Below are 24368 nucleotides of genomic sequence, written 5' to 3'. Positions count from 1 at the left end.
TCACCTGTGCCTTGCAGGATTCGTCCGCATGCGACGATAGCGAACGCTCTACTTCTGGTTTTGATTTCGTGTGGGTGAGCCGACGGCACGAAGCTTTGCTCGGGTGGGAGTGTCTCCTCCATAAGAGTAGAAGACGTTGAGTTGCTGGGAGGTCATGGTATCGTGCGTGGCGAAGGTTGAGGATCTTCCACTCTGATTTTCGATGACCCAGTTTGGCTGGCCGCGACCCGGAACGTCTACCTTGGTCCAGCCGGTGGCGAAGAGGCTGGAATCTGTCAGATAGATGTTTGCGCTGACGGGTTGGAGCGGTCCCCTGTTTTGATAGAAGAAAAAGCCGAAGACCTCAGCCTGCGCCTTGTTGGTGAGGACGATGGATGGCGATGCCTGTTCTGTTTTGTAGCCGAGCATCCATAGAGTGCCGCCCTGGCAGAGGAACTTCTGGTTCTGGGATTGCTCGAGGTCGAGTTGTCTCGCCCATACGTGCTGCGACGGGTAGAAGGTTGGGAAGCCGGTGTTGAGGTAGTTGAGTTCGTCGTCCTCGAGGTAAAGATCGCCGGCGCCGTTGCTGGAGGTGTAACTGGTGAGAGTGGAATCGAGAATGACGACGGGCCTGGCGCTGGTGTGGACGACCTGGCAGGACTCATAAGGGCAGCCATCGAGGATCAAAGGAGTGGTGGATTTGCCTGCGATGGTGAGGACGATCTGCGGCTTTCCGTTCTGGAACTTCGATTGAAAGAATTGCAGGTGGTTGACTGTGTCAGGCACCGTGATGTTTGTCGTTCCAGAGGTGGTGTAGACACCGGGAGCGGTGTAGACGGTCGTTGATCTGGAGCCTGCGATCTGTGCAGGCCACGTTGTGACCTCGTCTCCGAGTTTTGTCCAGGTGTTGACGGGTGGGTCGGAGGGCGTTGGAGTTTCGTTGACGGGGATATGGAGAGAGTCCGGAGATTGCGTCGCGTTGAAGACGCTCTGCGGATTGCCGGTCCATGCCTGAGATATGTTGCCGTTGCGGGCGACCGGCGTGCCTGAGCCGGAGTCGTTTTCGGTTGGGTTGTAGCCGTTGGAAGCCAGGTTTTTGATGTAGACAGAACTGCCTGACGCCACGGTGATTCCCGGTGTCGACGGAGAGCCGTTTACGAACTTTGAGTCTAGAATGGAGACGTTTGCGGTGGTGGATCCGGCGGCGGCCAGAGCGGTTGAAGGATTGTCGTTGAGCCAGTGACGGATACTCATCTTGAAGGCTTGAAGATTTATGGCTGTCGACGTCTGACCTTCTGTGGTGAGTCCTTCGAAGGTGGCGTTGTATTCGGATTGATTGCTGGAGATGGCGTTCTGGCATCCGTAGATGGCGATGTTCTTGAAGAAGGCAGGGCCGGGAAAGCCGCGACGAAAGTTCATCGCATAGGGACAGTTGGAGTCGTCGGCCCAGATCTGTACGTTGCGAAAGACTCCTGAGTTGTTTTGTACCGTGGTGACGGGGACTGCGTTCGGATTCCCTGCGCCTATTTCGAAGCCTAGATTAAAGAGGTACTCGGAGAAGTTTTCATTTCCCCCTGCGCTCTGCGGGCTGAAGAACTGCGTGGGGGAGCCTGTGTTGAATACCGGCGAGTTGGGGAGAAGCTTGATGATGGACTGCTGTGGGCCTGCTCCCCAGAGATGCCAGAAGCTGCCGTAGATTGTGAGCGGCTGGCTAGTGGCGTAGCAGCCGGGCGGAAAGTACAGATTAAGTGGGGCACCTCCTCCGTTTCTGGTGGTGGGGATGCGCTTGCCGTTTTGACTTAGCAGTTTGGCGAAGTTGGCAGCGTTGTCGGTCACGCAGTCGCCTACTAGATTTGCTGTTGGATTGTTGGTGACGTTGAGCAGCGCATAGTCACCCGGGCCGCTGAAGAATCCTGGAGGATAAGAGATCCCGTTGGTGAGCCTAGCGCCGATGTCATCTGCCGGGATGACATCGAGCACGCCGTTTACAAACTTCAGTTCGCTGCCATCGACGGCGGCCATGGAACCCTGCTTGATGACGATGGGGTAGCTACCGGGGCGAGAGTGTGAAGTTGCCGCGGTGGTTAGCTCTGGCGATCCTTTGAAGTGGCTCGCATAGCTTCCGGAGTAAGCCGAGATGTTGAAGATCAGGGGAGGTAGCGGGTCGCCCGCGTGCATGGTGAGATGGGGTGAGGTGACGGTGTAGGTTGCGGCCACCGTTGGAAGAGACGATAGCAGGAGTACGAACTGACAAAGTCTTCTCATGATCAACCCCTCTTGAGTTAGCGACGAGTTGTCTCCGCATGATTGAAAGCCGGAGAACACGATCTGCTTTAAGTTAGGACAAACAAAGCTATGAGAGAGATGCTCCGTTTTCGACACGATTTTTGGGGAGGGCTCTCTGGGCTTTAGGGACCGATATTCTGCAACGATATGTCGTGTCGTACCTTACGAACTCGGAACCAGAGCGCAACGCCGATGAAGGTCTGAAAGACAAACTGGGTGGCACACATGCCCAGCATGACGCCGTTGAGTCCGAGGTTGCGAGCGAAGGGGCCGGCCAATGCGACGGAGAAGGCGATCAAGGCGGGATAGGCCCAGAAGATGGGTGCAGTGTATTCAAGCGCCTGTAGTGCAGCGCGCAGCGGACCCGCGATAAAGATGAAGATATAAAGGAGCGCGTAGAGACGAAGCACTGAACCGTCGGAGGAGTATTTTTGCCCGTATGCCAATTTGAGCCATAGGGTGGGGAAACAGGCGACGATGGTGACAAAGGTCAGGGTGACGCCCCCCCAGAGGATGACTACTCGTTTGATGTAGCGGAGCATTGCATCGACACCTCCAAGGCGCATCTGTCGCGATGCCTCTGCCGGCACAACGTTGTCCAGACCTAAGAACCAGACGTGGGCCACTCCTACGATGTTGTTTGCAGCCCTGATGATTGCGGAGGCGGCGGCTCCGTAGTAGACCGGGGCGGCCATGAGGAAGAGATTCCCTGCTCCCCACTGCATGAAGGCGGTGGGTGCAAGCCAGCGAGACATGCGCCAGTGCCGGAGAAATACTTTTTTGGAAGCGAGCCGATCGAAGGTGACTGGCTCGAACCATCTGAGGCAGGTGATGAAGCCCATGAAGGATGTGGCGGCGATGATCCACAGCACATTGGAGAGGCTCGCATAATGGCTGTGCACAATCCAATAGATGATGGGAAGCTGGGTCAGATAGCTGACCACATCGGTGATGAGCGCTAGCTTGCTCTGGCGGGTACAGAAGAAGTAGCGGCGTACGAACTCCTGAAGCAGGTAGGCGAGGGTTGCTCCGCTGATGGGAAGAGCGAGATTACCTACTCCCCACTGAGGGAAGAAGCGGACCGACAGCTTCACGCAGACGAACATAATCAACGCGGCAGAGAACGCGAAGATAAACTCCTGCAGTAAAACTGCGCCATAGTATCCGGGCCGTTCTTCGGGCTCCTGCTTTGGCCCGACACTCACCATGGGGGTAATGATGAGAGCGTATTGAAGGCTATTGGCGAAGAGCACGGCAACCCATGCAAGAGCGAAGACGCCATAGTCCCTGATACCGAAGCCGCGTGCCAGGACGACATTCGTGATGAAGTTGGCGCCGCTGACGAGTCCCTGATCGAAGAGTGCGGCAGGGGTTCGGCCTCCACCGATCCTGGCAAGGATCCGTGCGAAAAAGGTTTGCTTCAGCGCTAGTTGTTCAGTACTCAATGCCACCTCTACCTGTGTCGACACTTTTCGTAAGCAACGCAGGGAACCCTCGTCCATCGAGACATGTTTGAAAGGAGCTGTGCGAGGCTGTGATGGAAGCAAGGCACAACCTAAGAATATCATTCGACGCGATCGCTTCCCCCATGAGTATGTAACATGATCGATTCGCTGGAACGATTGGAAGCTGCTGCGTTCAGAAGGCCTTGTAGACGATATCGGGAGCCGGTGTATTGAGAAGCTCCATCACAACCAATAAGACGAAGACGAGGCTCGTGTCTAAGACCGTTCTCACGTAGCGGGACAAGATGAAGGGCTGGTCTTCCCATTGCACACGAAAGACGCTGGCACGAACGACCTGCCAGAGAGCGAGCACAATGGTGGAGACGATAAAGATGAGGCTCCATCCCAGCAGCTGCGCAGACGGACCCAAGGTGTTGGCCATCTTACCCAGGTCCTTCCAGGTAGACCAGAACCAGAGAAGATAGAACGCGAAGAAGGTGAAGTTCAGGCCACGGCAGAGTGCTTGATACATCCAGTTGTTGGCGAGAGCTTTGTACTGCTTCTTGCCCAGGGATTTCGCCATCTTGACTTGATACAGCTTGTTGACACTGACGCCGATTCCGAGCAGGACGCCGTAGAAGAGAAACTCCGAAGTGCGTCCGTGCCAGATACCGATGAGGAAGAACGTGACGAAGAAGGCAATGACTCCGAGGGAGAGTTCTGCGCGGGGCGAAGGATAGCGTCTCATGAGCGACTTGAGGAGTGGGTTGTAGACGTACTCCTTGAGCCAGCCGGAGAGGGTCATGTGCCAATGGTTCCAGAACTCGAGAAAGTTGTCGGTCGAGAAGGGGCGATTGAAGTTCTCTGGAAGCTTGATTCGCATGAAGCGCGCTATGCCGATGACGATGTCCGTGTAGCCGGAGAAGTTGTAGTAGAGGTAGACCGGATAGGTTGCGGCGATGATGGCTCCGGTAAGGGCTCGCGTTGCGAGAGGCTGAGAGGAAGAGAGTGCATTGATCGCCTGATTCTGAATCATCGATAGAACCAGGGCGACTACGTTCACTTTGAAGAACCCGACGACGATTCGCTCCAGTCCGTTGCCCATGTCGATGATGGTGAGGGGCGGGCGTACGGGAGCGAGGTGCTGCTCGATGAAGGCGGGATAGCTTTGGATGGGACCTGAGACCAGTGTCGTGAAGTTTAGCGTGTAGTTCAGGTAAGCAAGCGGGCCTACTTTTTGGTTGAGGCTTCCCTGATGGGAGTCGATGATCATGTGCATGACGCGGAAGAAGATGTAGGAGAGGCCGAGCGTAGTGTAAGCAAATTGCAGGAACGTGTCGTGGGGCAGGAAGGTGTATTTCTTTAGCCAGATGAAGGCGAGGATCGTTCCACCGATGATCCACAGATAGGACGCTTCTTTGTGAGCACGCTGCATGGCTTGGACGGCGAAGAAGCCGCATGCCAGGAAGACGGTGAGTGGGACAAAGGCGGAGACGCTGTGGGAGAAGGTGGAGAGGAACGCTAGATCTGCCAGGAGCAAGACCCACATCCGCCAGGTCGCACTCGAGAAGCAGTTGTAGATAAGGACCACGGCAAGCGCAAATCCGAGAAATGTAAATGATGCGATTGTCATGTCAGAAGCTCCTGCTGTTATTCGGTAGTGAGCTCTATCGGGGCCCTTGAGCGTGTAGAACAGGACAGCCAGCGATTACTGGATCGCTTGAGTCGGTCAACTGCTCGACCAGCGGTCCGCTGATCAGCGCCTGTCCCTCACCGTCCAGATGGCCGTCGGCCAAATAGTAAAGTTTGTTTGATGCAGGTGTCTCCCGAAAAGCGTTTAGCGTGTTCACAAATTTGATTCCATGGCTGGAAGATATCTGGGCCAGACGCGTATTGATCGCATCGGGGTCCAATTTTTGAGCAGGGTCGTTTAGAACAAGAGCTGCGGTCTGAGCGGCGCTTGGAAATTCAACAAGAACGAACGGGACGTTGGCCTCGTGAGCCTTCGCTGCAGTCTCTGAGAGCAAGATATCCAAGTTATGAAAGCGCTGTTCCCATGCGGAGTTGAAAGGAGTATGCAGGAAGCCGGTGGCATTCGTATTGATGAGGGCCAGGCGAAGGTAGGTCGCAGCATCCTGAAAGAGATAGTGCTCTATCACGATCATTGCCCGGCTTTCGGCGAATAGAGATTTGATCCGCCTGACCGGACTACGCTTTTCGGTTGCGGGGTCCTTGTGAGCGGGCACGGTTGGCTGAAAGCGGGTGGCCATGTCTGCTTCCGTAAGAGTCTCTATGTCGCTTGCGTTGATGGTCATCAGGAGAACGTCGGGCTTGAGAGCGAGAGCCTCGTCGGCGCGGCGGGAGATACAGGTAAGGCTGCATGCCTGGCGACCGAGGTTCTGGATCTCGACGGGCCGATGACAGCGGGCGGTGAGATCTTTCGCGGTGCGAGCGTTGAAGCTCTGGTCGTAACCGACGAGCCATCCTTCGGCGATCGAAGACCCTATCAAGGCGATCCTCGTTGTTCCTGATGGCTTGGGTCCACAGGACTCCCGAGAGCGATAGCCGCAGTCGTTATATTGATTGATGACCCAGGGGCCCTCAGCGGCCTTGACGTGGGTGATGCAGCCTGGCTTGTAGCTGAAGCCGAGACGCGCATTCGGGATTTCGCAGTAATCGGTCTTTTGTTCGGGGAAGAAAAATCTTGCTGCCGCCTCGGATGCTATGAGAAGGACGAGGAGGGTCAAGATACTGAGCGCCGGGAGAACAAAGAGGTCGCGGCGAGGAAGTTGATCCTTTGGAAGGGTCACCATTGTGCTCATAATTGTCGCTCAAGAGATCTGGATGGCTTAGAGCAAATTGCTATCAATTTGACAACCAGTTTACGCGCTACACCTTCGACTGAATGACCTTCGCGAGATCAGCGACGTTCTTGAGGTTGCTGACCTCAGACGCAGAGAAGCGAACTTTGAATGCATTTTCGACGGAGAGGATGAGGCGTACATGCTTGAGGCTGTCCCACTCTTCGACGTCAGAAGCAGTCAGGTCGGGACGAGCGACTATCTCATCGTCATCGAACACTTCTCGGAAGACTTTTGTAAGACGATCATAGATTTCAGTTGATTCCACTTACACACTCCATCTCTTTATTTGTAATTGTCCTGGTAGCACGAATCACATCGGGCGAATCAGCGGCGCTTGCCTGGTGCAATCTGGGCTTCAGATGTTTCCTATTTCAACAGTTTCAAAGCCAGTCGATCGGACCAACATCGCGGTTTCCACAACACTGGCTTCTTGTACCAGAAGCTTCCACGTTGTTGAGCCGTCGGGCTCTGAACCAATCTGCTCGAATCCGAGGGAACGGTAGTGCCCTTCGACCATCTGGTTGCGGTCGGTTGGCTTGTAGATTCCGATCAGCTCTTCGATTCCGTTTCCTTCTGCGTGCTTCAGTATCTCGCGAAGCACCGCCTCCTGGACCTTTCGACCGAGGACACGACAGCTCATCAGCCATGTATCGATCTCCCATACCTTGGGATCGGTGCGGCGACAGATGACTACGCTGATCATGCCGTTGTCTCCGAAGATGTCGGCGAGGCGGACCTGCAGGGTGAAGCAACGGGGATCGGTCTCTGCCGCTGCGACTTCGGCTTCGGTGTACCGATGAGTGGTGAGGTTGTACTGATTCGATTTGTTGATCAGCTGGGCGATGCGGCTTCGGCCTGTCCGGTCGAAGGGTTGAAAGGTGATCTCCATCTTGAGGGAGGCGAGGTAGGCGTCGATGTCTCCCGCTTGATTTTGCAGTGTGACTCTGCGCGCATTGTCCTGGTAGTAGTCTGCGCGCTTGAGGTCTTCAGAGGAAAATGTAACGGCCTCAAAGTAACCTGCCGCGCTCAGCGTGCGAGAGAAGAGAGCGGGATCATCTGGAAGCTCGGGTATCGCTACCTGCGGAAGGATCTCTCGAACGAGTCCTCGCTCGACGGGATTGTCATCGAGGAAGACGAAGGACTCCAGGCCGAGTGAGAGTTCTTCTGCAATCGCTTTGATGTTGGTCGCTTTATCGTTCCAGTTGGCCTGGAAGACGGCGATGTGGTCTTCTTTGAGGAGCATCTCGGGATGTTCGCGGAAGGGTTTGCGTGCAACATCGTCGTTGTTCTTTGACGACACGGCTAGTACGACTCCGCGTTCGCGAAGCGCCAGAGCCATTCTCTGCACTGCCAGATGCGCCTCGCCGGCCGCGTCTCCCTGTGCCACTTTGATTCCTTCCAGGCCATCGTCGCCGATGACGCCACCCCATACGGTGTTGTCCAGATCGAGGACGAGGCAGCGCCTGCTCTTTCCTCGAAGTGCGGCGATGGTGCGAGCGACGTAGTCGGCATAGAGCGGAACCAGCTCGTCCGCAAAGGGGAGTTTGGCCATGTTCCACTGGGCGGGAGAGTGCCACTGCGCAAGGCCGACAGTTTCAGCGATCGCAGAGACGTCGACCAGGACGTCTTCAGTGCCGTAGACACTTTCGGCGAGCCCACGATTGACTGCATCGATCAATTGACGGGGTGCACCGGGAAGAACGCGATCGAAACTTCCGAAGAGACTCTCGGGAAGAGGCGCGAGGGTTTGAAGGATCGAGATGGCGCCACTGTTATTCCGGACGCCTTCGCGGATGGCCTGAAAGTGCTGGAGGACACCGGACACTGCGGCCGCGGCCGCCTCTTGATTTCCCAGAGTCGATTGCAGAGGAAGATAACGGAGGTCCACCGCGACGAGAACTGCGTCAGGCATAGCACGATTGATGACTGAGTCTGGCGAAAGGGCCGCCTGGATGACCTGGCCGTAGTCTGCCTTGATGCACTCAAGCGCGATACCGTGACGGAGAGCCGTGGCTTCGAGCGCGGGCACGATGAAGTCCAGGGTTGAGTTACTGAGAACTCCGAGCCGAAACGGTGTCAGGGGAGCCAGAGACATTCCGTCGGCGCGTGCCTTTGCAAGTACCTTTGCCAGACGACCTAGCTGATTTCCGTTGAGGGCATATTTGGCGAGCCCTTGCAGTCTTCGGCCAAGTCCATGATCGTCTTCAAGAACGGACCGGCAGAGAGAGGAAAAGTTTTCGGGAGATTTGGGGAGCCAGAAGAGATCGGCGTAGATACTACTGCTCATAGGCTGAATCAGCTCCTTTGGTTGCTGTGCGCTGGTCGAAAATTCAGATGGGCAGTTCCATTCTACGAAGACTGATTGCCTATTCAAAATTAAAAAGACGGCATGGGAGGTCTTTTGGTTGCTTCGTTGAAGCCAGCGATATCAGTGTAACGAGTTTCTGACTATGGCAGCGTCTTATTGATTGTGGCCTTGCATACAATCTCTTGCCCGGTATTGCTATGCTCCAACTTCCTGGGGATGAAGATGTACTGAGGTTTTTTTAGACTGTTTGAGCCGCTTGCGGGAAGCATATTGGGGATTTGCGACGATGCCTATAAAAGTCAGCAGAAAAACTGCCCCGACACGGCCGTAAGCCACGATTAGATTTGGTCCCCCAATTGATCTCACGACGAAGTGGAGGAAGAAGAGGAACAGGAACACCTCCGGCGTGCCTTGCCGGACTGTCTTCAATGCGGTCCAAAGCGCCCGGCCATAAAGACAGAGAACTATGATGGCAGTGAAGATTCCTCCACTGACCCATGCGTGAAGCAACTCGTTGTGCGCATGAGGCGGGGTCCAGTGGGTATATTTCCAATGGTCCTTAATCGCATTTTTAGCGCCTACGATGAAGCCATATCCAATGAAGGGTCTGAGACGAGCGGCCTCATAGGTCGCCTGCCATACGCGAGTGCGATCGTCGAGAGTGGAGAGTGTTTTGAGGCTCTGGCCGCGAGAGAGAAATTTGAAGATGAGATCCCGGAAGAGAATACCCAACACTCCGGAAGCTGCGAGTCCGATAATCGTGCCCATGCGCAGGATGAATTTTCCCGAGAAGAAGATCGCATAGATGATCAGCAAAAAGAGGAAGCTGATCAGTTCGATACGGGTTCGTGCCAAGACTATATCTACAAATGCGAGCATGCAGCCTGCAACCGTGGCGAGGCCGCGCGGAAAATAGAAGAGAGCATAAAAGAATGCCGCAACGGAGAGGGTGGCGAAGTAGGACGGAGAGATGAGTTGACCTCCGAGCTGGGCGACTGCCTTGGTGGACTCTTCAGAGATGCCATAGACTTGTGCGGGCATGACGGGTAGCACGATCCAGACGATTGCGGTCCAGATCCAGGAAGCGCGACCGATCAGTTGAACGACGACCTCTGTTGCGTGTTCGAGTGGCGTGCGGGTGTAAAGAGCCAGAAAAAGGGCGAAGGCCAGGACCCATTCGAAGAGGCGATAGAGGCTGATGATGACGTCTTTTGCAGAAGACGGGGTGAGGTGGCTGCGAGGGTGCAGCACGGTGGCCACGACGAGCAGGAACAGCAGGGGGAACCACAGCCACTGCGCGAAGTTTACTTTGCGGCACAAGAGCGGGCGATGGCTCAAGAACAGAACCGCTGTGAGGACATAGACGCTGCCGAGCGCGATGACGATCTGACTGATGGAGGTTAGATTGAAGAGACCGAGCTCGTGGGTGCGCCCTGTCGTGTCGAAGTGAAGGAAGTTGGGCGCGCCGACGATGTAGACCAGGGAGGTCCAGTACAAGAGCGGATTCTGCGCTGAGTAGGGTCGATCAAGCGTCATAAAGTCTTAGAGTCGTCCATGGTGTCCGCTCCCGGTCCAGTTGCTTGTCTCGCGATCGACACCTGGATCGGGCCGTCGATCGACTAGTGGTACACGTAGAGTGCAGCCGAAGAGGTAGCGGAAAGCAGTGAAGTGGTGAGGACCGTCTTGACCTTGCTGATGGGGACGTAGAGAAGGTCTTCCGCTTGAAGCCTCGGGGCGGGGGCTTTTCCTTTTTCAATATCGCGATACGCTACGGGGATCTCCTGCACCTTCCCGTCAGGCAGCTTACGGATGATCCGCATAGAGCCGACGGCAGCGCCCATCGTGGTTCCGTAGGCCATGGATAACGCCTGGGCTACGTCCAGCTCCCCGCCTTCCTGCATGACATAGCCGCCGGGCCGGGTGACTCCGCCCAGGACATAGACGACGCCTGCTCTGCGCACTGTGACCGTGTCACCAGGACGAACGCTGACGTCGTTCATAGTCGGATCATCCGAACTGCGGGAGAAGTGGATCGTCTCTTTCTGCGGGGTGACGCCCGGGGCATGACGGATCTCAATGGTGTTTCCTGCCAGTTCGGTCTCGCCGCCTGCGAGGGCGATGACGTCATCGAGACTGTGCGGGGCCAGCAACTCGATACGCCCGGGGGTGTGAACCTCGCCGAGGACGCTGACATTCTGTCCAGAATACTGGGTGATGTTCAGGTTGACCTGCGGATTGTTGAGGATCTTGCCGTCTTTGAGACGTTGCCCGATCGACGCCGCCGCCTCGGTCATCGTCTCGCCTTGTATGTGGACGGAGCCGACCATGGGAACGACGACGTTGCCCTGAGTGTCGATGCGGAGATCGGTCGATAGCTCAGGCGCGTCATAGACGTCCATACTGAGTAGAAAGCCGGGCGAGAGCTTCAGGTTGGAGAAGTCCTCCGGGACCGGAGTGAGGGTGGTAAGCCTTCTCCTGTTGTTGGCTCCCTGACCTTCATTTGCCCCTGGACTATCGAAGGTGCTGGTTCCGCCGACCTTTGGAGCCGCGTTCCCCTGTGCCAGGGCAGTCCAGGACGTGAGTGCGAGCAACCCCGTCAATGCTGGAATCGCCCAGTTTTTTCTTCCAAACCTAAATTCCTGCATGGATAGGACCCTCCTCTTGCCTGGAATAACTGTAGCCATGAAATCCATCGTTCTCAGGATTGCGAACGTCGTTGAGCACGACCCCGAGTACCGGAGTATTGGCGTGATGCAGGCTCTCGATCAGACTGGAGAGAACCGACTGCGTCGTGCTGCGTGAGCGAACCACGGCGATAGAGCCGCCAACCTTACTGGCGATGATGGAGGTATCTGTGACGGACAAAATGGGTGGGCTGTCGATCAGGACATAGTCGTAGTCGGCGGCACAGACCCGCAGGAGAGCATCGAAGGTCTGCGATTCGAAGAATTCGGCTGGGAACTCCGGGGGGGGCCCGGCGGGAAGCATGAAGAGGTTGGAGAGCGAGGTATGGCGTACGATGCCGAGAACTTCGGCCTTCGTGACAGGATCCTGCAGATCGCTAACACCGGGCGATAGCGCGCACCCGAAGAGGCGGTGCAGATCCGGGTTGCGAAGATCGCAATCCAGCAGCAGAACTCGAGCACCCTGCTGTGCGAAGGCCACTCCGAGGTTGTAGACGGCAGTCGTCTTGCCGTCACGGCCTGCAGCGCTGGTGACGAGCAGGGTCCTCGATCCAATCGATGGGAGAGCACGCATGATGGAGGTTCTGATGACGCGAAAGGCCTCGGAGAAAGGAGCCTTTGGAGCGTCGATCAACTTGCTGTCTCCGCCACTTGAGGCAAGCAAGCTCTTGGTCTGCATTCTAGGGACATAGCCCAGCATGCGAAGCCCTGCGATCCTCTGCAGATCACGTGGTCTGCGCACGGTCTCATCGAGGCTCTCACGCAGAAAGGCGGAGGAGATGCCGAAGAAGATTCCTACGCCGGCGATCAGAGACAGATACTTCAGATAGTTCGGTATGGCCGGTGTGCCCGCGGGACGAGCCTGGTCGGCGATGTCGATGCGGGTGGCGCGAACCCCGGAGGCGAGATTAGCCGTCTGCAGTTTGGAGAAGAGACTCTCATAGAGAGCTCGATTGGAGTAGGCCTCCTGCGCGAGCACTTGAAGATGGACAGTGGCATCGGCCATCTCGTTTGCATTCGACTGCTGCTTGACGAACTGTTGCCGGATGGTGTCTTCGTTCTGCTTGGCGTAGAGATAGGAGTTTTCGGCGCGCTTGCTGATGCGCTGCAGTTCGGCGTGGAGCTGCTGTTTGACTGCATCGAGCTGCTGCTGGGTCTGGGCGAGACGCGGGTTGTTTGCGCCATACTTGACGGCGGCGCCTGCGTACTCCTGTTCGAGCGCAGCTTCTTCGGTCCGGAGAGATCGGATGAGTTGAATGCCGCCATCGGGTGTGAGCGATCCGCCACCGTTTCCTCCGGAGGCACTCATGGAACCCAGGCCCAGCACTACTTCGGGGTCCTGGGATTGGACGAGGTGGAAGACGGTTTCGGTGGAGATGCGGTTGGACTCAGCAGCGGTGAGCTCCTGGTTCAGCGTGTAGAGCCGATCCGTGACGGTACTATGCGGGGAGATGCCGGCGGCACCACCTGCGTTGTCGCCACCGCCACCATTTGCGGAGATCTGAACGCCCGCAAGCCCTGACTCCCTCTGGTAGTCCGCCAGCTTCTGTTCGGAGTCTTCTACCTGCTTCTTCAGATCGTCGAGTTCTTTCCGGAGCCAGTAGGACGACTGGATCGTCGACTTGTGGCGCCGATCCATCGCACTATCGATAAATTTTTGCGAGATGGCATTGGCCACATTGGCGGCTACGGCGGGATCGGGATTTAGAAAGGTGACGGTAATGAGGCGCGTATCCGGCGGCGACTCGACGGTGAGATTCTTCGCAAATCGTTTGATCAGCTTCTCGCGGGTGAGCGGAGCCTGATCAAGGGGCTTGTCCTTCTCGGACGAGACAATATCTCCACTGAAGGGGCGGGTGTGGGTGAGGTTGAGATCGCGGATCACGGCCAACGCCAGCCCATCACTTTGAAGGACGCTGATGTCGGTTTCGATCTCGGCCTTCAGCTCATCAGCGGTCGGCGACGCGGTTCCCGTGTCGGTGGATACATTCGCGCTGTTATCTTCTTTGTTGATCTCTATGATGGCCGTGGAGGCATACTTCGGGGTCATGATGAGGCAGACCAGCAGGCCCAGAAGAAAGATGCCGAGGGTGACGAGAACGACAGTCCTCCATCGCCGGCGCAGAACCCGGAGGACACCTGAAAGTGTCTCGTACTCGGAAGGTCCCGATGCGAAGAGAGCGTCGTCGGACAAGGTACCCAAGGCGGCAGACTGATTTTTTGTAGAGAGAGTGGGATGTGGCTGAAGTGCACTCATAGCAATAATCCTTTTTTGCATTCTCCCCGGCCGGAGGTAACTGATCGAGGGAATGCTATGAATTGTGCTAGCTCAAGAGCAACACCCTCTTGAGACTCGAGGGCTAAAAATCTTACAGTGCAGATCAGGTATTTATTCATGAATACTACCACAGCCTTTACTGGTCTCCTCGAACATCTGTGACGGAATAACCGCCCATAGAGCGTTGCAGCAGTATGAGTTGAATGTCATTCCTATGGTGTCCTCTAACAATAAATGTTCGGCAGCGCTCAGGGTTTCCGTCTCTTTCTAACTTCAGTCTGTTCAAACGATGTAACAAATTTCAAACTGCATTCTTCATTCTTGAAGGACCTGTTACTCGTAGATAGGTTGGTCCTGTTGTAAGACTGACTCTACTGCAGGAAGGTATCTCCTTTTGCTACGCGGGCTGGGCGTGATACGTATGGATACATTGCTGAAAGATATCCATGAGCTGTCGATAGTTCTGATCTTCCGTGTAGGCAGCTAGATATTTCGCTCGAGCCTGAACCCGCATTAGGTTCAGACGCTCCTTATCTGCCATAAGGATGCTTACGGTGGCGGCAAGGTCCTTACTATCAGAGGGGTTGTATAAAAGGCCGGTTACGCCATCGTCGACCATCGCCTTCATCGGTGGGGTCAGGGCGGCAATGACCGGCGTCCCTTTGGAGTATGCCTCGACGATCGTGCGGCCGAAGGGCTCATACCACTGCGACGGGAAGATGAGGAAGGCGGCTTTGCCGAGATAGTCGCAGACTTCGGTCAGCGACTTTCGTCCCAGGTACTCGATCCTCGGATCAGCCTGCGCCGCCTGACGAACGACGGACTCGAGGGGGCCATCGCCGATGATCTTCAAAGAGGCTGATGACGGCACGTCCGGCCACGCATTGAGAAGCGAGCGAACGCCCTTCTCTTCGGTGAGACGTCCGACATATAAGCCATATCCGCCGGAGCCGTCGCCGACTCCGCTGTCCGAGATGAAATTTGGCTTTACGAGAATCTTCTCCTCGGGAAATCCACCTTCGACGAGCTGCTGCTTGACAAAGCTGCTGACTGCGATGTAGCGGTCGACAGAGTTGGTCCAGATGCCGCGGAGATGAGCGTACGCATTGCTGGCAACCACTGCAGCCGATTGCAGATAGCTCTGCCGGTAGCAACGATGCTCAATGGCGGCGAGTGCAACTTTGCTCCCAACGCATGTGGTGCATATGTGGCCGTCGCGAAACAGATTGGCGGACGGACAGATAAGCCGATAGTTTCGTACGGAGAGAACGGTCGGAACTCCCATTGACTTCGCAGCGTCGAAGATGGAGGGCGAAAGGAGAGGAAAAAAATTATCTACCTTCATGAGATCCGGCTTTGTGGATCGGATCAGATCTTTCACTCGGTCGGCCTCTTTAGTGTTCCAGACCGAACGCAGACCGATGGTGATGAGGTTCCCTGATTTTATTTCAGCGTTGTCGAGCGTGTAGTCGTGAACATCTTCTCCGCGCGCGCGAAGCATCGCGATCTCCTGCTCTCGAGATTCATCTTCTCCACCTCGATAGATGTATCTATTGTGTAGAAACAGAATCCGCATCAGGCCTCAAAAAAATCTATCCGTGTTTTTCACTGTAACGTAGTCGCTGCGCTTTCGCATTGGAGAGAAGTTATCGCAAGTGGGATAGGAAGATACTCTCATCGAGACTGCATAGCACACGCATATTGAGTGAGATGCAGTGGTAAGACGCGTCACCTGTCAACCTAAGTTAAAACCGTCAGACTTGAAATCTAAGACGAAGGTTCTTACTTCACCCGTCATGTTATCCCTGAAGCCGTTTATCGAATGGATCGAAGTGAGAGCTACCGGATCCTCTGACGAACGAAGTCGTAGAAAACAGGAGGCGTCCACTTGCGAACCAGACTACGTGCCGTGGGCTTCGGCTTATAACAGTCAGGTGCATACAGAGAGCTGTGCACACCCATCTCTTTGCCGAGGATGTTGCCGACGGTGTTGTAGTAGATCATGAAGGAATAACGCGACCTTCCGGTAGGTTCGACGACCGGATTGATGCCATGGTAGGAGGTCTCCGAGATATTCATCAGCAACGTTCTGTTGAAGATGGGCTCTATCTCGGCCTCTTTGCGACTCGCATCTTCGTTCCACAGCTCGAGCTGGCCGCCATACTCCGAGGTCCAGTCATGGTTGAGATAAATGATCAAAGCGAGACGGCGAATCAGTCCGCTGGTCAGGTCGGCGTTGGAGTCGATGTGGACGTCGAACTTTCCTTTTGGGGGGATGATGCTGTAGCCCGCACCATGCATATAGGGGTCAGGCAGCAGATTCCAGATTCCCGTAATCTCCGAAAGAAGATAGAGGAATGGAGCTGAGTGAAGCAGAGCTACGAGCTGAAAGCCAGCCGGTCCAAGCCCGGCGGCAGACTTCTGCCCAAGCTTTTCGAGATTTTGGGTATTGTGATGCACCCAGTCGGATTTTCTGGTGTGGGACATCTCTTGAAGCACGGCCGTGAGCTGCTCTGAATTGAACAAGTTATCGATCGTGAGATAGGGGTACGGTCGACTATTCTGATATCGGTTGGCCAGGCTGGAGGAACTCTCGGAGAGAGAGAGCTGGTCAAGGAGCCTAGACACATCGCGGATACCCGGTTGGTTTTGCATATTTCTCCGTTGCACGGAACGCCAGAGCTTGCTCGATCAATAGATCATTATAGTTCCGTACCGTGGTTGGTGGAGTCGGCTGAAGTGCACCATCCGAGGTACGAATGGAACGAAAGTTCCCACGTAGTAGGCAAATTTTTAGCAATGTCACATTCTTTTCATGCTTTTCTCCTCGGAGTTTCTCTCTCTTCCCCAGGGAATGGGATACTTTCTCTCCGGGTTGTGAGCATTTTCGAGTCCAAAGCCGTAAGCCTGTGTCCTGTAAATCCCCAAACCTGACCATAACTCTCTAGAAAGAGGTGATTGGGGAGGAGTTCTACCAGGGTTGTTTGTCTATTTGGCAGATTAGAGTCCTCCTTCTCGGTGCGGCCTCAGAATTGCTTCTAGAGGTCGAGATAGCGAATTGCCGAAGATATGAGAAGGCCTTCTCGGACCATCCGCTTCATTGCAGAGTTTTGGGTGCCTGGTTACTCTAGTGATGTGTGGTAATCAACTTTTCCCTTGTCGGCTTCGCATCATAACTTGCGTTACAGCATTCATGAAAAGGGGCTAGATCTATGACACCACCCAACAGGAAAATCTTTTTAGAGTTGGTGGAGTTCGGCGACCTTTGTCTATTATTCGGCAGTTTGGGCGGCGCGTATGCTTTCACGTCCGGCCACCGCTTCTTTGGAATTCTTGACTCCCTGGAGACGCGGCACCCCGTACAAGTCTTCCTCGCGACACTGGTGCTGGCGGTAGTATGGCACGGAATTCTGCGGTCAAATAAGTTTTATCGCTCTCGAAGAGTGGATGGGTTTGTCAGAGAGGTCGTGGATGTTTTTATAGCGAGCGTACTTTGCGCTCTCTCCTCCTGTGCCTGGCTGTGGCTGGTGTGCTCCCACTCGAAGCACAGCATCGCAGAGATTGGTTTTATCAGCGCTGTCTTCGGCGCAGTGAGCTTTGCCATCTTTGTATCCACTCGGCTGGTGGGACGAGCTTTGGCGCGTGTGTTCCGTTCCAAGGGTTATAACCTTCGCCATGTTCTGGTGGTCGGGACCAATCGACGCGCCCACGGGTTTTCGCAGGATGTCGCACTGCATCCGGAGTGGGGTTATCACCTGCAGGGTTTCGTTGACGATCAATGGTGGTCTGAAGAGACGGCTGCGTCCAATGCAGGGGCCTTGCTGGGCGGGTTGGATTCGATTCCCTCTCTGTTGCGGACGCTTCCGGTGGACGAGGTGATCGTGGCGTTGCCTCTGGCTTCGTTCTATCAGCAGATAGCGGAGATTGTTGCCTCGTGCCGGGATCATGGGATTGCAGTGCGAAGCATCGGAACGTTCTTCGATCAGGAACAGACGAAACGAACCGCGTATCTGCAGAGAGGGGTAGGCACGATCACTCTGCATGACGAGTCGTGGAATGCATGGGGCTTCATGATCAAGCGAGTCACCGATGCGGTTGTGTCGGCAGTGCTGCTGCTGGGGCTGGCTCCGGTCTTTCTCCTGGTTGCGGCGTTGATCAGGTTGACCTCGAAGGGTCCCGTCTTCTTTCGTCAGACCAGGATTGGCTACGGGAAACGGCCGTTCGAGATTCTGAAGTTTCGGACCATGGTGGTCGATGCAGAGAAGCTGATGGCCCAGGTGGAGCATTTGAACGAGACCAAGGGCCCGACCTTCAAGTTGAAGAACGATCCTCGGATCACTCCGTTGGGTAAGTTTCTACGGAAGTCGAGTCTGGATGAGATTCCTCAGCTCGTCAATGTGTTCCTCGGCGACATGAGTCTTGTCGGTCCGCGGCCACTTCCCGTTAGAGATTATGAAGGGTTCTCGAAGGACTGGCACCGGAGACGATTCAGCGTCAAACCTGGAATTACGTGCCTGTGGCAGGTGATGGGGAGAAGCTCGATCAGCTTCGATGAATGGATGGCTTTGGATATGCGCTACATCGACCAGTGGTCGATGTGGCTCGATATCAAGATCCTGTTTCAAACTATTCCTGCAGTCTTTCGTGGCTCAGGCGCAGTGTAGATATAGTTTCGGCAAAGCGGGCTGGTATTGGCGGAACGAGACTGAGAAGGATTCCGAGTAGACATGAGGCAGAACGCCTTCCGAGTCTTACTCGGAGTCTTTTTTGCGTGTGGATTCGCGGAGCGCGGTGAGTTGGGGGTGGAGAAGCTTGGCTGTGAGCGAGCGGGTCAGGGCTTCGACGGCGTCACGCTGCTGGGCGGTGAGATCGGCGAGCTTGGATTGGGAGCGGACTAGTTCGGCCTGGCGGAGTTGCTCGGCCTGTTGCTGAAGGGCTTTGATGGCGGGGACGGCGTCGCGGGATTGGAGACGCTCCTGATACTTGTCTACTTCCCTGCTGACGATATTCTCGGCTGCTGCGGCCTCGCGGCTGCGATCGGCCAGGTTGGCGGTGGCTACCTGCTGGAGATCGTCGATGTCATAGACGAAGCAGCCTTCGACCTCATTCATGCGCGGGTCGACGTCGCGGGGGACGGCGATGTCGATGAAGAACATGGGACGGTTGCGGCGACGATGGAGGAAGTGCTGGCCGTGGGAGCGACCGAAGATCATCTGGGGGGCGCCGGTGGATGTGATGACGATGTCGGCGCGATCGGCCTGCTCGTAGAGGGCCTCAAAGGGAATGGCTTCGGTGTGAACAGTGAGGCTGTTGAAGTCGGAGGCTATTTTTTCAGCGCGGGACTGGGTGCGGTTGGTGACGAGGATGGAGGATGCGCCCTGTTGGATGAGGTGACGGGCGGCTAATTCGGACATTTTGCCGGCGCCCACCAGGAGGACGGTCTTTCCGTAGAGGGAGCCGAAGATCTTCCGCGCGAGATCGACGGCTACCGAGGCGATGGAGACAGAGCTTGAACCGATCTGAGTTTCGGTGCGGATTTTTTTTGCGACGGTGAAGGTGCGCTGCATCAAGGCTTCGAGGTGGGTGGAGACGGCACCGGCGTCGCGGGCTACGGTGTAGGCCTCTTTTACCTGGCCGAGAATCTGGGGTTCGCCGACGACCATGCTGTCGAGGGAGCTGGCGACGCGGAAGAGATGGCGGACGGCTTCGCGCTCGCGGAACTCGTAGAGGTGGGGCTGAATGTCGTGCGGCGGAACGGCGAAGTACTCGTGCAGGAAGCGGAGGAGGTCGGTTTTGGCCTGTGACGGTGCGGCTTCGGCGTCGTCCTGGAGGGTGAGGAGTTCGACCCGGTTACAGGTGGAGAGGATGAGGCCCTCGCGGACGCCGGGCTGGTGGAGAAGGGTGCGGGTGGCGTCGGCGAGGCGCTCGGCGGGGATGGCGAGGCGCTCGCGTACCTCGATGGGCGCGGTGTTGTGATTGATGCCGAGGAGGACGAGACGCCCCTGTGTAGTCGCGCTCATGGGGCGGTAAACCTGTGGACCGCGGAGAACTGGTTTGCTACCCACACGGTGAGTATGACCAGGAAGACGAAGCTGGAGAGGTAGACGGCTCGGCGGCCACGGAGGCCAGAGATGCGGCGGATGTGGATCATTGCAACATAGACCAACCACATGGCGAAGGCGAGAAGAATCTTGGGGTCACGGAAGTAAGAGGCACCGACGGTGGCCTGGGCGATGAGCGAACCGATGAGTAGGCCGGCGGTCATGCAGGGCAGGCCAAAGAGGAGGGCTTTGAGGGCGATCTGGTCGGTGGTTTCTAGCGGTGGCAGCCAGGAGAGGGTTGGCGATTTCTGCTTGAGACGGCGCTCCTGCACCAGATAGAGAAGCGAGGCCAGCATGGAGAGGAAGAGCGCGGCGTAGGCGGCAAGAAGAAGAGCGACGTGGAGGAAGATCCAGCCTGCGTGGAGGATGGGGAAGGTGGTGCTCTCCTGGCCGGGATGGAAGGCTGGGACCAGGCCGAGAAGGAAGCAGATAGGCAGGAGGAAGATGCCGAGCGAGACGGTGTGGTAGCGGGCGTAGACGAGGAGGAAGGCCAGGGCGAGGAGAAGGCCCAGGAAGGATTGGGTTTCGTGGGTGTCTACGGGGAGGCGATGGTGGGCCGCGTTGAGCATCTCGGCCAGCGAGACGAAGTGGAAGAAAACTGCGGCTACGGTGGCGGGGACGGCGATATGGCGCCAGCGGGGGCGCTCATAGAGGGCGGCCGGCAGGACCGCAAGCGCGGCAATGCCGTAGAGTAAGACCGCGACTCTGAGCCAGAAAAGAGACATAAGTGACGTACTTCGCGGAGTTTTCCGCAAACATTGAGTATATCGCTTATGAGTTTGATTCTGCGTGGGTGCTGGCGGTTTCGCACGGTCTCATCGGGACGCAAGCCTGACTGTGGAGCGGCAGGGCGTGAGTATCTTTTGGTTTGCGTGTAGGATCGTCGGAACTTGTTCTACCGTGGCAATTTGCAGGCTTATCGAATTGCGATGGACATCGCGTGGAGGCGATAGATTCCATAGGCGAGGAACATCCAGGCGATCAGAGAACAGAGAAGGCCGAAGACGATTCCAGCGGCAGGGCTCGAACCTTTGTTGAGATCCCTTTCGGGGATATCTTGAGTTTTGGTTCGGGTTGAAGAGGTGAGATTCAGGTTGATCCCTACCGGCATTGTCGCTCTGGCCATAATCCTGTCCTTTGGAACGAAGACGACACTACAGTGACGCGAGTTCGACAGGACATCCCTCAAAGGATGTAGGGGTTCTGCTCTGACACTGCTCCAGGAGAGAGAGGAAGATGTGGTCTGTTTTCCTGGGGTTATGGATTCACGACTTGGCGAGGATGCGATAGACCCACTGCGAATCGCTGCTTGGGCGGGCTTGTGCGATTGCGACCAGACTTTCGTGTTGATCGCTGAGACTACATGCGGGGTCGGTGTTGGCCGCGTCGCCGGTCAGTTGAAATGCCTGGCATCGGCAGCCTCCGAGGTCTATCTCTCTGCGATCACAGGTGCTGCATGGCGGGTTCATCCAGTCGGTGCCGCGAAAACGATTGAAGGCTGGAGAGTGCTTCCACAACCACTCCAGGGTGTGAGCGCGGACTGAGTCGAAGTTCATGCCGGGGATGATGGCGGCGGCGTGGCACGGGAGAGCCAGTCCGGCGGGGTCGATGAGCATCATCTGGCGACCCCAACCGCCGACGCAGGTTTTGGGATAGCGCGCGTAGTAGTCCGGGAAGACGGCCTGGAGCTGGATGCGGCCGCTCAGCCGGGACTGGGCTTCGGTGATCAGTTGCACGGAGCGTTCAACCTGAGTGGGGGTGGGCATGAGTCTGTCGCGATTTTTGAGAGCCCAGCCGTAGTACTGCACGTGGGCTACTTCGATTCTCTGCGGCTCGAGAGATTCGGCGAGAGCGAGGATTGCTTCGAGGCGATCGAGGTTGTCGCGGTGCACGACTACGTTGACGGTGAAGGCTATGTCCTGTTGACGGATGAGTGCGGCCAGCTTCAGCTTGTGAGCGTGGGCGCGAGCACCGGCGAACTCGTTTGCCTTCTCCTCATCTGCGTCCTGGAGGCTTAGCTGAATGTGTTCGAGGCCAGCGTCCTTTAATTCGTGCATGCGGTCGGCGGTGAGGCCGAGGCCTGAGGTGATCATGTTGACGTAGAGGTTCGCTTCCCTGCCCGCGTCGACTAGGTTTGCGATGTCGGGTCGCGAGAGGGGTTCGCCTCCGGTGAGATGAAGATGAAGGACGCCTAGCTCTGACGCTTGATGAAAGACTCTTGTCCAATCGTCGGTTGATAGCTCGTTTGCTGCGGACTGCATCTGGAGCGGGTTCGAACAGTAGACGCAATGCAGGGGGCAGCGATGAGTTACTTCTGCTACGAGGGAGAGTGGGCCTGGAAGTGTCGACATAGTTACGGCTTGAAAAGATTGTATGCTCAAGTGCGCCCTGCGCGGGCGGCGGTCACATCGTGACGCGTATACCCCTTCGGTTGGCGCTCCCGTTGGTCGCGATTAGGAATCTTCTGCCTGGTCGCTGTAGAGTAGGACGCTTCTTGCGTGGAGCTTGTCCAGGAACTGTTTTACCTCGGTGGCGATTTGCGATGAGTCGGTTGTGGCGTGTTTCTGTTGGAGTTCGATTGTGATTGCTTCGACTGAGCGCTGTCCGTCGATGAGGCTGATGATCTCGCTGGCTGCGCCTTTGAGTTTCAATGCACCTTCGGGGACTAAAAGCATTGCTTCGTCGGGCGAGACAGTGCGAACGCGACAGCCTACTGCGAGGCGCGGAACTCTCGTGTCGGGGGTCTCGGGGGTCTCGCTCATGACGCCTCGGGGCGAAAGATGTTGGGCTGTGGGGGGAGGGATCCCGGCTCGACGTAGCAGTAGTGAAGCGCGTCGAGTTGGGCCCAGAGTAGCGCGCACTTTCGTTCGAGGGAGCGGACTACTAATGATTGCAGATGAGGTGTGTCGGCGTGTTCGGCGGCGTAGTCGAAGGCAAATGCGGCGTCTTCGGGGGCCTGGGTGAGACGGCCCTGGAAGTAGGCGAGGCCATCTTGAAGCCAGGGGTAGTGCTTCGCGAGAGCGTCCATGCGTAAGGCGATCAGTTGACCGGCGAATAACTCGGTGAGTGAGGAGGAGACGGCTTCGAGCAGAGTGCTGTGGGTAACCAGCTCGATATAGGCGTCCACGGCGTAGCGAACGCCGGGGAGAATGGCGTGGTTGCTGGTGACGTAGCTGCGGTTGAGACCGGCGGCCTCTGCGAGTTGGAGCCATTTTTCGATACCACCTGCTCCGGCGTCGCCGTCGTGGTCGATGATGCGTTTTCGCCAGGCTCGGCGGAAGGCGACATCTTCGGATTTGGAGAGGATGATGGCGTCCTTGATGGGGATGCGGCTCTGGTAGTAGTAGCGGTTGAGCACCCAGGCCTGCATCTGGCCGCGTGTGAGCTCGCCTGCGTGCATGTGTAGATGGAAGGGATGTTTGTGGTGATACATCGCCTCGCCCACTTGCTGGAGACGTTGGCGCAGAGCTGGTTTGTCGAGCAAAACCGGCTCTTCCTGATCTACGACGTTATCTCTAGTCCGTCCCATGCCACTTCCCAGCCTGCGTCCTCGACGGTGCGACGCTCTGAACTTTGTTCCTGCAAGATCGGGTTGGTGTTGTTGATGTGTGTGTAGATTTTGCGTGTGTTGATGAGATCTTGGAGGCCTGCGAGAGAGCCGTCCGGGCCATCTATCGGCAGGTGGCCCATGGAGCGGGCTAATGGTGTTCCGGGTTGGATCTTCTGCAGTTCGTCATCGCTCCAAAATGTTCCGTCTATGAAGATAGTGGAACATGTAGAGAGACGCTCCTTCAAGGGATCGGTTATCGCGGGGAGAGCTGGGAGATAGGCTGCTCGGGTTCTTTGAGTATCTTCGAGGATCAGCCCGATCGTCGCGCCGGTTGGGTCGAGGGCGGCGCGCTCTTGTTCGCCGATATACGAGGGGAGACTGCTTGAGAGTGCGATTGGAGTGCAGACGAGGCCGTTGCCGGCGTGAAAGCTTACGTCGGGCTCGATCTCTGTCCAGCGGCTTTGTCCGGGGAGGCGATCGAGCATCTGGAAGAAGCTGTTTTTTTTCAGAATGCTGATGACCGGGCGGGTGGCGTAGATGCGAACCGGGGTGAACTCGCGCAGGAGGAGAAGACCGAGGATGTGGTCGAGATCGGCGCTGGTCAGGATGATTCCGACGACAGGAGTGTTGCGCAGGCCCTTTGCGGGGTCTGGATGAATTTCAGGATTGTTGATGAGTTGTTGGCGAAGGTCGGGGGAGGCGTTGACAAGGAGCCACGCGTCTCCGTCAGCCGTCACGGCTAGTTGAGACTGAGTTCTGGATTGAATGTTCGGCTGGTTTTGGCGCAGAGCGGAACAGTTCGCGCAGGTACAGTTCCATTGCGGAAGGCCGCCACCTGCGGCGGCCCCCAGGACTTTAATCCTCACGGAAACT

General features: G+C 56.4%; 19 protein-coding genes. 1 reads left to right on the top strand and 18 read right to left on the bottom strand.

Features of this window, described 5'->3' with window-relative positions; genetic code table 11:
* Nucleotides 1–48: 48 nt before the first annotated feature.
* From HDF09_RS01295 to HDF09_RS01245, 11 genes are all read right to left on the bottom strand, one after another.
* The gene (locus HDF09_RS01295; RefSeq protein WP_183760506.1) at nt 49–2244 is read right to left on the bottom strand and encodes a glycosyl hydrolase family 28-related protein; all 2196 of its coding nucleotides are present in this window, start codon (nt 2242–2244) and stop codon (nt 49–51) included.
* 143 nt (nt 2245–2387) lie between these two features.
* Nucleotides 2388–3710: a lipopolysaccharide biosynthesis protein gene (locus tag HDF09_RS01290; RefSeq protein WP_183760504.1), complete on the bottom strand. Its 1323-nt coding sequence runs from the start codon at nt 3708–3710 to the stop codon at nt 2388–2390.
* A 193-nt stretch (nt 3711–3903) separates the two neighbouring features.
* On the bottom strand, nt 3904–5343 hold the full coding sequence (locus tag HDF09_RS01285) for an MBOAT family O-acyltransferase (protein ID WP_183760502.1): 1440 nt from the start codon (nt 5341–5343) through the stop codon (nt 3904–3906).
* A gap of 34 nt (nt 5344–5377) precedes the next feature.
* On the bottom strand, nt 5378–6532 hold the full coding sequence (locus HDF09_RS01280; protein ID WP_183760500.1) for a GDSL-type esterase/lipase family protein: 1155 nt from the start codon (nt 6530–6532) through the stop codon (nt 5378–5380).
* 67 nt (nt 6533–6599) lie between these two features.
* The gene (locus HDF09_RS01275; RefSeq protein WP_183760498.1) at nt 6600–6839 is read right to left on the bottom strand and encodes an acyl carrier protein; all 240 of its coding nucleotides are present in this window, start codon (nt 6837–6839) and stop codon (nt 6600–6602) included.
* 90 nt (nt 6840–6929) lie between these two features.
* Entirely contained in the window at nt 6930–8861 is a 1932-nt protein-coding gene (locus HDF09_RS01270; protein ID WP_183760496.1) for an HAD-IIIC family phosphatase, read from the bottom strand.
* A 216-nt stretch (nt 8862–9077) separates the two neighbouring features.
* The gene (locus HDF09_RS01265) at nt 9078–10418 is read right to left on the bottom strand and encodes an O-antigen ligase family protein (protein WP_183760494.1); all 1341 of its coding nucleotides are present in this window, start codon (nt 10416–10418) and stop codon (nt 9078–9080) included.
* Between the two features lie 83 nt (nt 10419–10501).
* Nucleotides 10502–11527: a polysaccharide biosynthesis/export family protein gene (locus tag HDF09_RS01260; RefSeq protein ID WP_183760492.1), complete on the bottom strand. Its 1026-nt coding sequence runs from the start codon at nt 11525–11527 to the stop codon at nt 10502–10504.
* Nucleotides 11514–13823 (bottom strand): GumC family protein, encoded by a 2310-nt coding sequence (locus tag HDF09_RS01255; protein ID WP_183760490.1) that lies wholly within the window; start codon nt 13821–13823, stop codon nt 11514–11516. Before HDF09_RS01255 ends, HDF09_RS01260 begins: the two co-directional genes overlap by 14 nt.
* A gap of 418 nt (nt 13824–14241) precedes the next feature.
* Nucleotides 14242–15345, bottom strand: a complete 1104-nt coding sequence (locus tag HDF09_RS01250; protein ID WP_183760487.1) for a glycosyltransferase — start codon at nt 15343–15345, stop codon at nt 14242–14244.
* A 338-nt stretch (nt 15346–15683) separates the two neighbouring features.
* The gene (locus tag HDF09_RS01245; RefSeq protein WP_183760485.1) at nt 15684–16331 is read right to left on the bottom strand and encodes a 2OG-Fe(II) oxygenase; all 648 of its coding nucleotides are present in this window, start codon (nt 16329–16331) and stop codon (nt 15684–15686) included.
* 725 nt (nt 16332–17056) lie between these two features.
* On the opposite strand from HDF09_RS01245, the gene HDF09_RS01240 reads away from it, so the two are divergent.
* The gene (locus HDF09_RS01240; protein WP_183760483.1) at nt 17057–18508 is read left to right on the top strand and encodes a sugar transferase; all 1452 of its coding nucleotides are present in this window, start codon (nt 17057–17059) and stop codon (nt 18506–18508) included.
* Between the two features lie 87 nt (nt 18509–18595).
* Here HDF09_RS01240 and hemA read toward each other — a convergent pair whose 3' ends face one another.
* The 7 genes from hemA to pqqB form a co-directional block, all read right to left on the bottom strand.
* Nucleotides 18596–19864 (bottom strand): glutamyl-tRNA reductase, encoded by a 1269-nt coding sequence (gene hemA, locus HDF09_RS01235; RefSeq protein WP_183760481.1) that lies wholly within the window; start codon nt 19862–19864, stop codon nt 18596–18598.
* Nucleotides 19861–20670 (bottom strand): cytochrome c biogenesis protein CcsA, encoded by an 810-nt coding sequence (gene ccsA, locus HDF09_RS01230; RefSeq protein ID WP_183760479.1) that lies wholly within the window; start codon nt 20668–20670, stop codon nt 19861–19863. Before ccsA ends, hemA begins: the two co-directional genes overlap by 4 nt.
* A gap of 191 nt (nt 20671–20861) precedes the next feature.
* Entirely contained in the window at nt 20862–21071 is a 210-nt protein-coding gene (locus HDF09_RS01225) for a hypothetical protein (RefSeq protein WP_183760477.1), read from the bottom strand.
* Nucleotides 21072–21210: 139 nt separating this feature from the next.
* Complete coding sequence (gene pqqE, locus HDF09_RS01220) at nt 21211–22296, bottom strand: pyrroloquinoline quinone biosynthesis protein PqqE (protein WP_183760475.1); 1086 nt, start codon at nt 22294–22296, stop codon at nt 21211–21213.
* A gap of 102 nt (nt 22297–22398) precedes the next feature.
* Nucleotides 22399–22707 carry a pyrroloquinoline quinone biosynthesis peptide chaperone PqqD gene (gene pqqD / locus HDF09_RS01215; protein WP_183760473.1) on the bottom strand — a complete coding sequence of 103 codons (309 nt, stop codon included), beginning with the start codon at nt 22705–22707 and terminating at the stop codon, nt 22399–22401.
* Nucleotides 22704–23474: a pyrroloquinoline-quinone synthase PqqC gene (pqqC, locus tag HDF09_RS01210; RefSeq protein WP_183760471.1), complete on the bottom strand. Its 771-nt coding sequence runs from the start codon at nt 23472–23474 to the stop codon at nt 22704–22706. Before pqqC ends, pqqD begins: the two co-directional genes overlap by 4 nt.
* Nucleotides 23447–24361, bottom strand: a complete 915-nt coding sequence (gene pqqB / locus HDF09_RS01205; protein ID WP_183760468.1) for a pyrroloquinoline quinone biosynthesis protein PqqB — start codon at nt 24359–24361, stop codon at nt 23447–23449. The genes pqqC and pqqB overlap by 28 nt, the downstream gene beginning before the upstream one ends.
* Nucleotides 24362–24368 lie beyond the last annotated feature (7 nt).

The organism is Edaphobacter lichenicola, from assembly GCF_014201315.1.
GTDB lineage: Bacteria > Acidobacteriota > Terriglobia > Terriglobales > Acidobacteriaceae > Edaphobacter > Edaphobacter lichenicola_B.
This window is presented reverse-complemented; position numbering and strand designations above follow the sequence as displayed.

Bases quoted from the DNA above. Each gene is read 5' to 3' on its own strand.
- hemA (WP_183760481.1), bottom strand. From the start codon at position 19,864: ATGAGCGCGACTACACAGGGGCGTCTCGTCCTCCTCGGCATCAATCAC.
- ccsA (WP_183760479.1), bottom strand. From the start codon at position 20,670: ATGTCTCTTTTCTGGCTCAGAGTCGCGGTCTTACTCTACGGCATTGCC.
- HDF09_RS01245 (WP_183760485.1), bottom strand. From the start codon at position 16,331: ATGTCCCACACCAGAAAATCCGACTGGGTGCATCACAATACCCAAAAT.
- HDF09_RS01270 (WP_183760496.1), bottom strand. From the start codon at position 8,861: ATGAGCAGTAGTATCTACGCCGATCTCTTCTGGCTCCCCAAATCTCCC.
- HDF09_RS01225 (WP_183760477.1), bottom strand. From the start codon at position 21,071: ATGGCCAGAGCGACAATGCCGGTAGGGATCAACCTGAATCTCACCTCT.
- HDF09_RS01265 (WP_183760494.1), bottom strand. From the start codon at position 10,418: ATGACGCTTGATCGACCCTACTCAGCGCAGAATCCGCTCTTGTACTGG.
- HDF09_RS01260 (WP_183760492.1), bottom strand. From the start codon at position 11,527: ATGCAGGAATTTAGGTTTGGAAGAAAAAACTGGGCGATTCCAGCATTG.
- HDF09_RS01255 (WP_183760490.1), bottom strand. From the start codon at position 13,823: ATGAGTGCACTTCAGCCACATCCCACTCTCTCTACAAAAAATCAGTCT.
- HDF09_RS01280 (WP_183760500.1), bottom strand. From the start codon at position 6,532: ATGAGCACAATGGTGACCCTTCCAAAGGATCAACTTCCTCGCCGCGAC.
- HDF09_RS01250 (WP_183760487.1), bottom strand. From the start codon at position 15,345: ATGCTTCGCGCGCGCGGAGAAGATGTTCACGACTACACGCTCGACAAC.
- HDF09_RS01285 (WP_183760502.1), bottom strand. From the start codon at position 5,343: ATGACAATCGCATCATTTACATTTCTCGGATTTGCGCTTGCCGTGGTC.
- pqqE (WP_183760475.1), bottom strand. From the start codon at position 22,296: ATGTCGACACTTCCAGGCCCACTCTCCCTCGTAGCAGAAGTAACTCAT.
- pqqD (WP_183760473.1), bottom strand. From the start codon at position 22,707: ATGAGCGAGACCCCCGAGACCCCCGACACGAGAGTTCCGCGCCTCGCA.
- pqqC (WP_183760471.1), bottom strand. From the start codon at position 23,474: ATGGGACGGACTAGAGATAACGTCGTAGATCAGGAAGAGCCGGTTTTG.
- HDF09_RS01240 (WP_183760483.1), top strand. From the start codon at position 17,057: ATGACACCACCCAACAGGAAAATCTTTTTAGAGTTGGTGGAGTTCGGC.
- HDF09_RS01295 (WP_183760506.1), bottom strand. From the start codon at position 2,244: ATGAGAAGACTTTGTCAGTTCGTACTCCTGCTATCGTCTCTTCCAACG.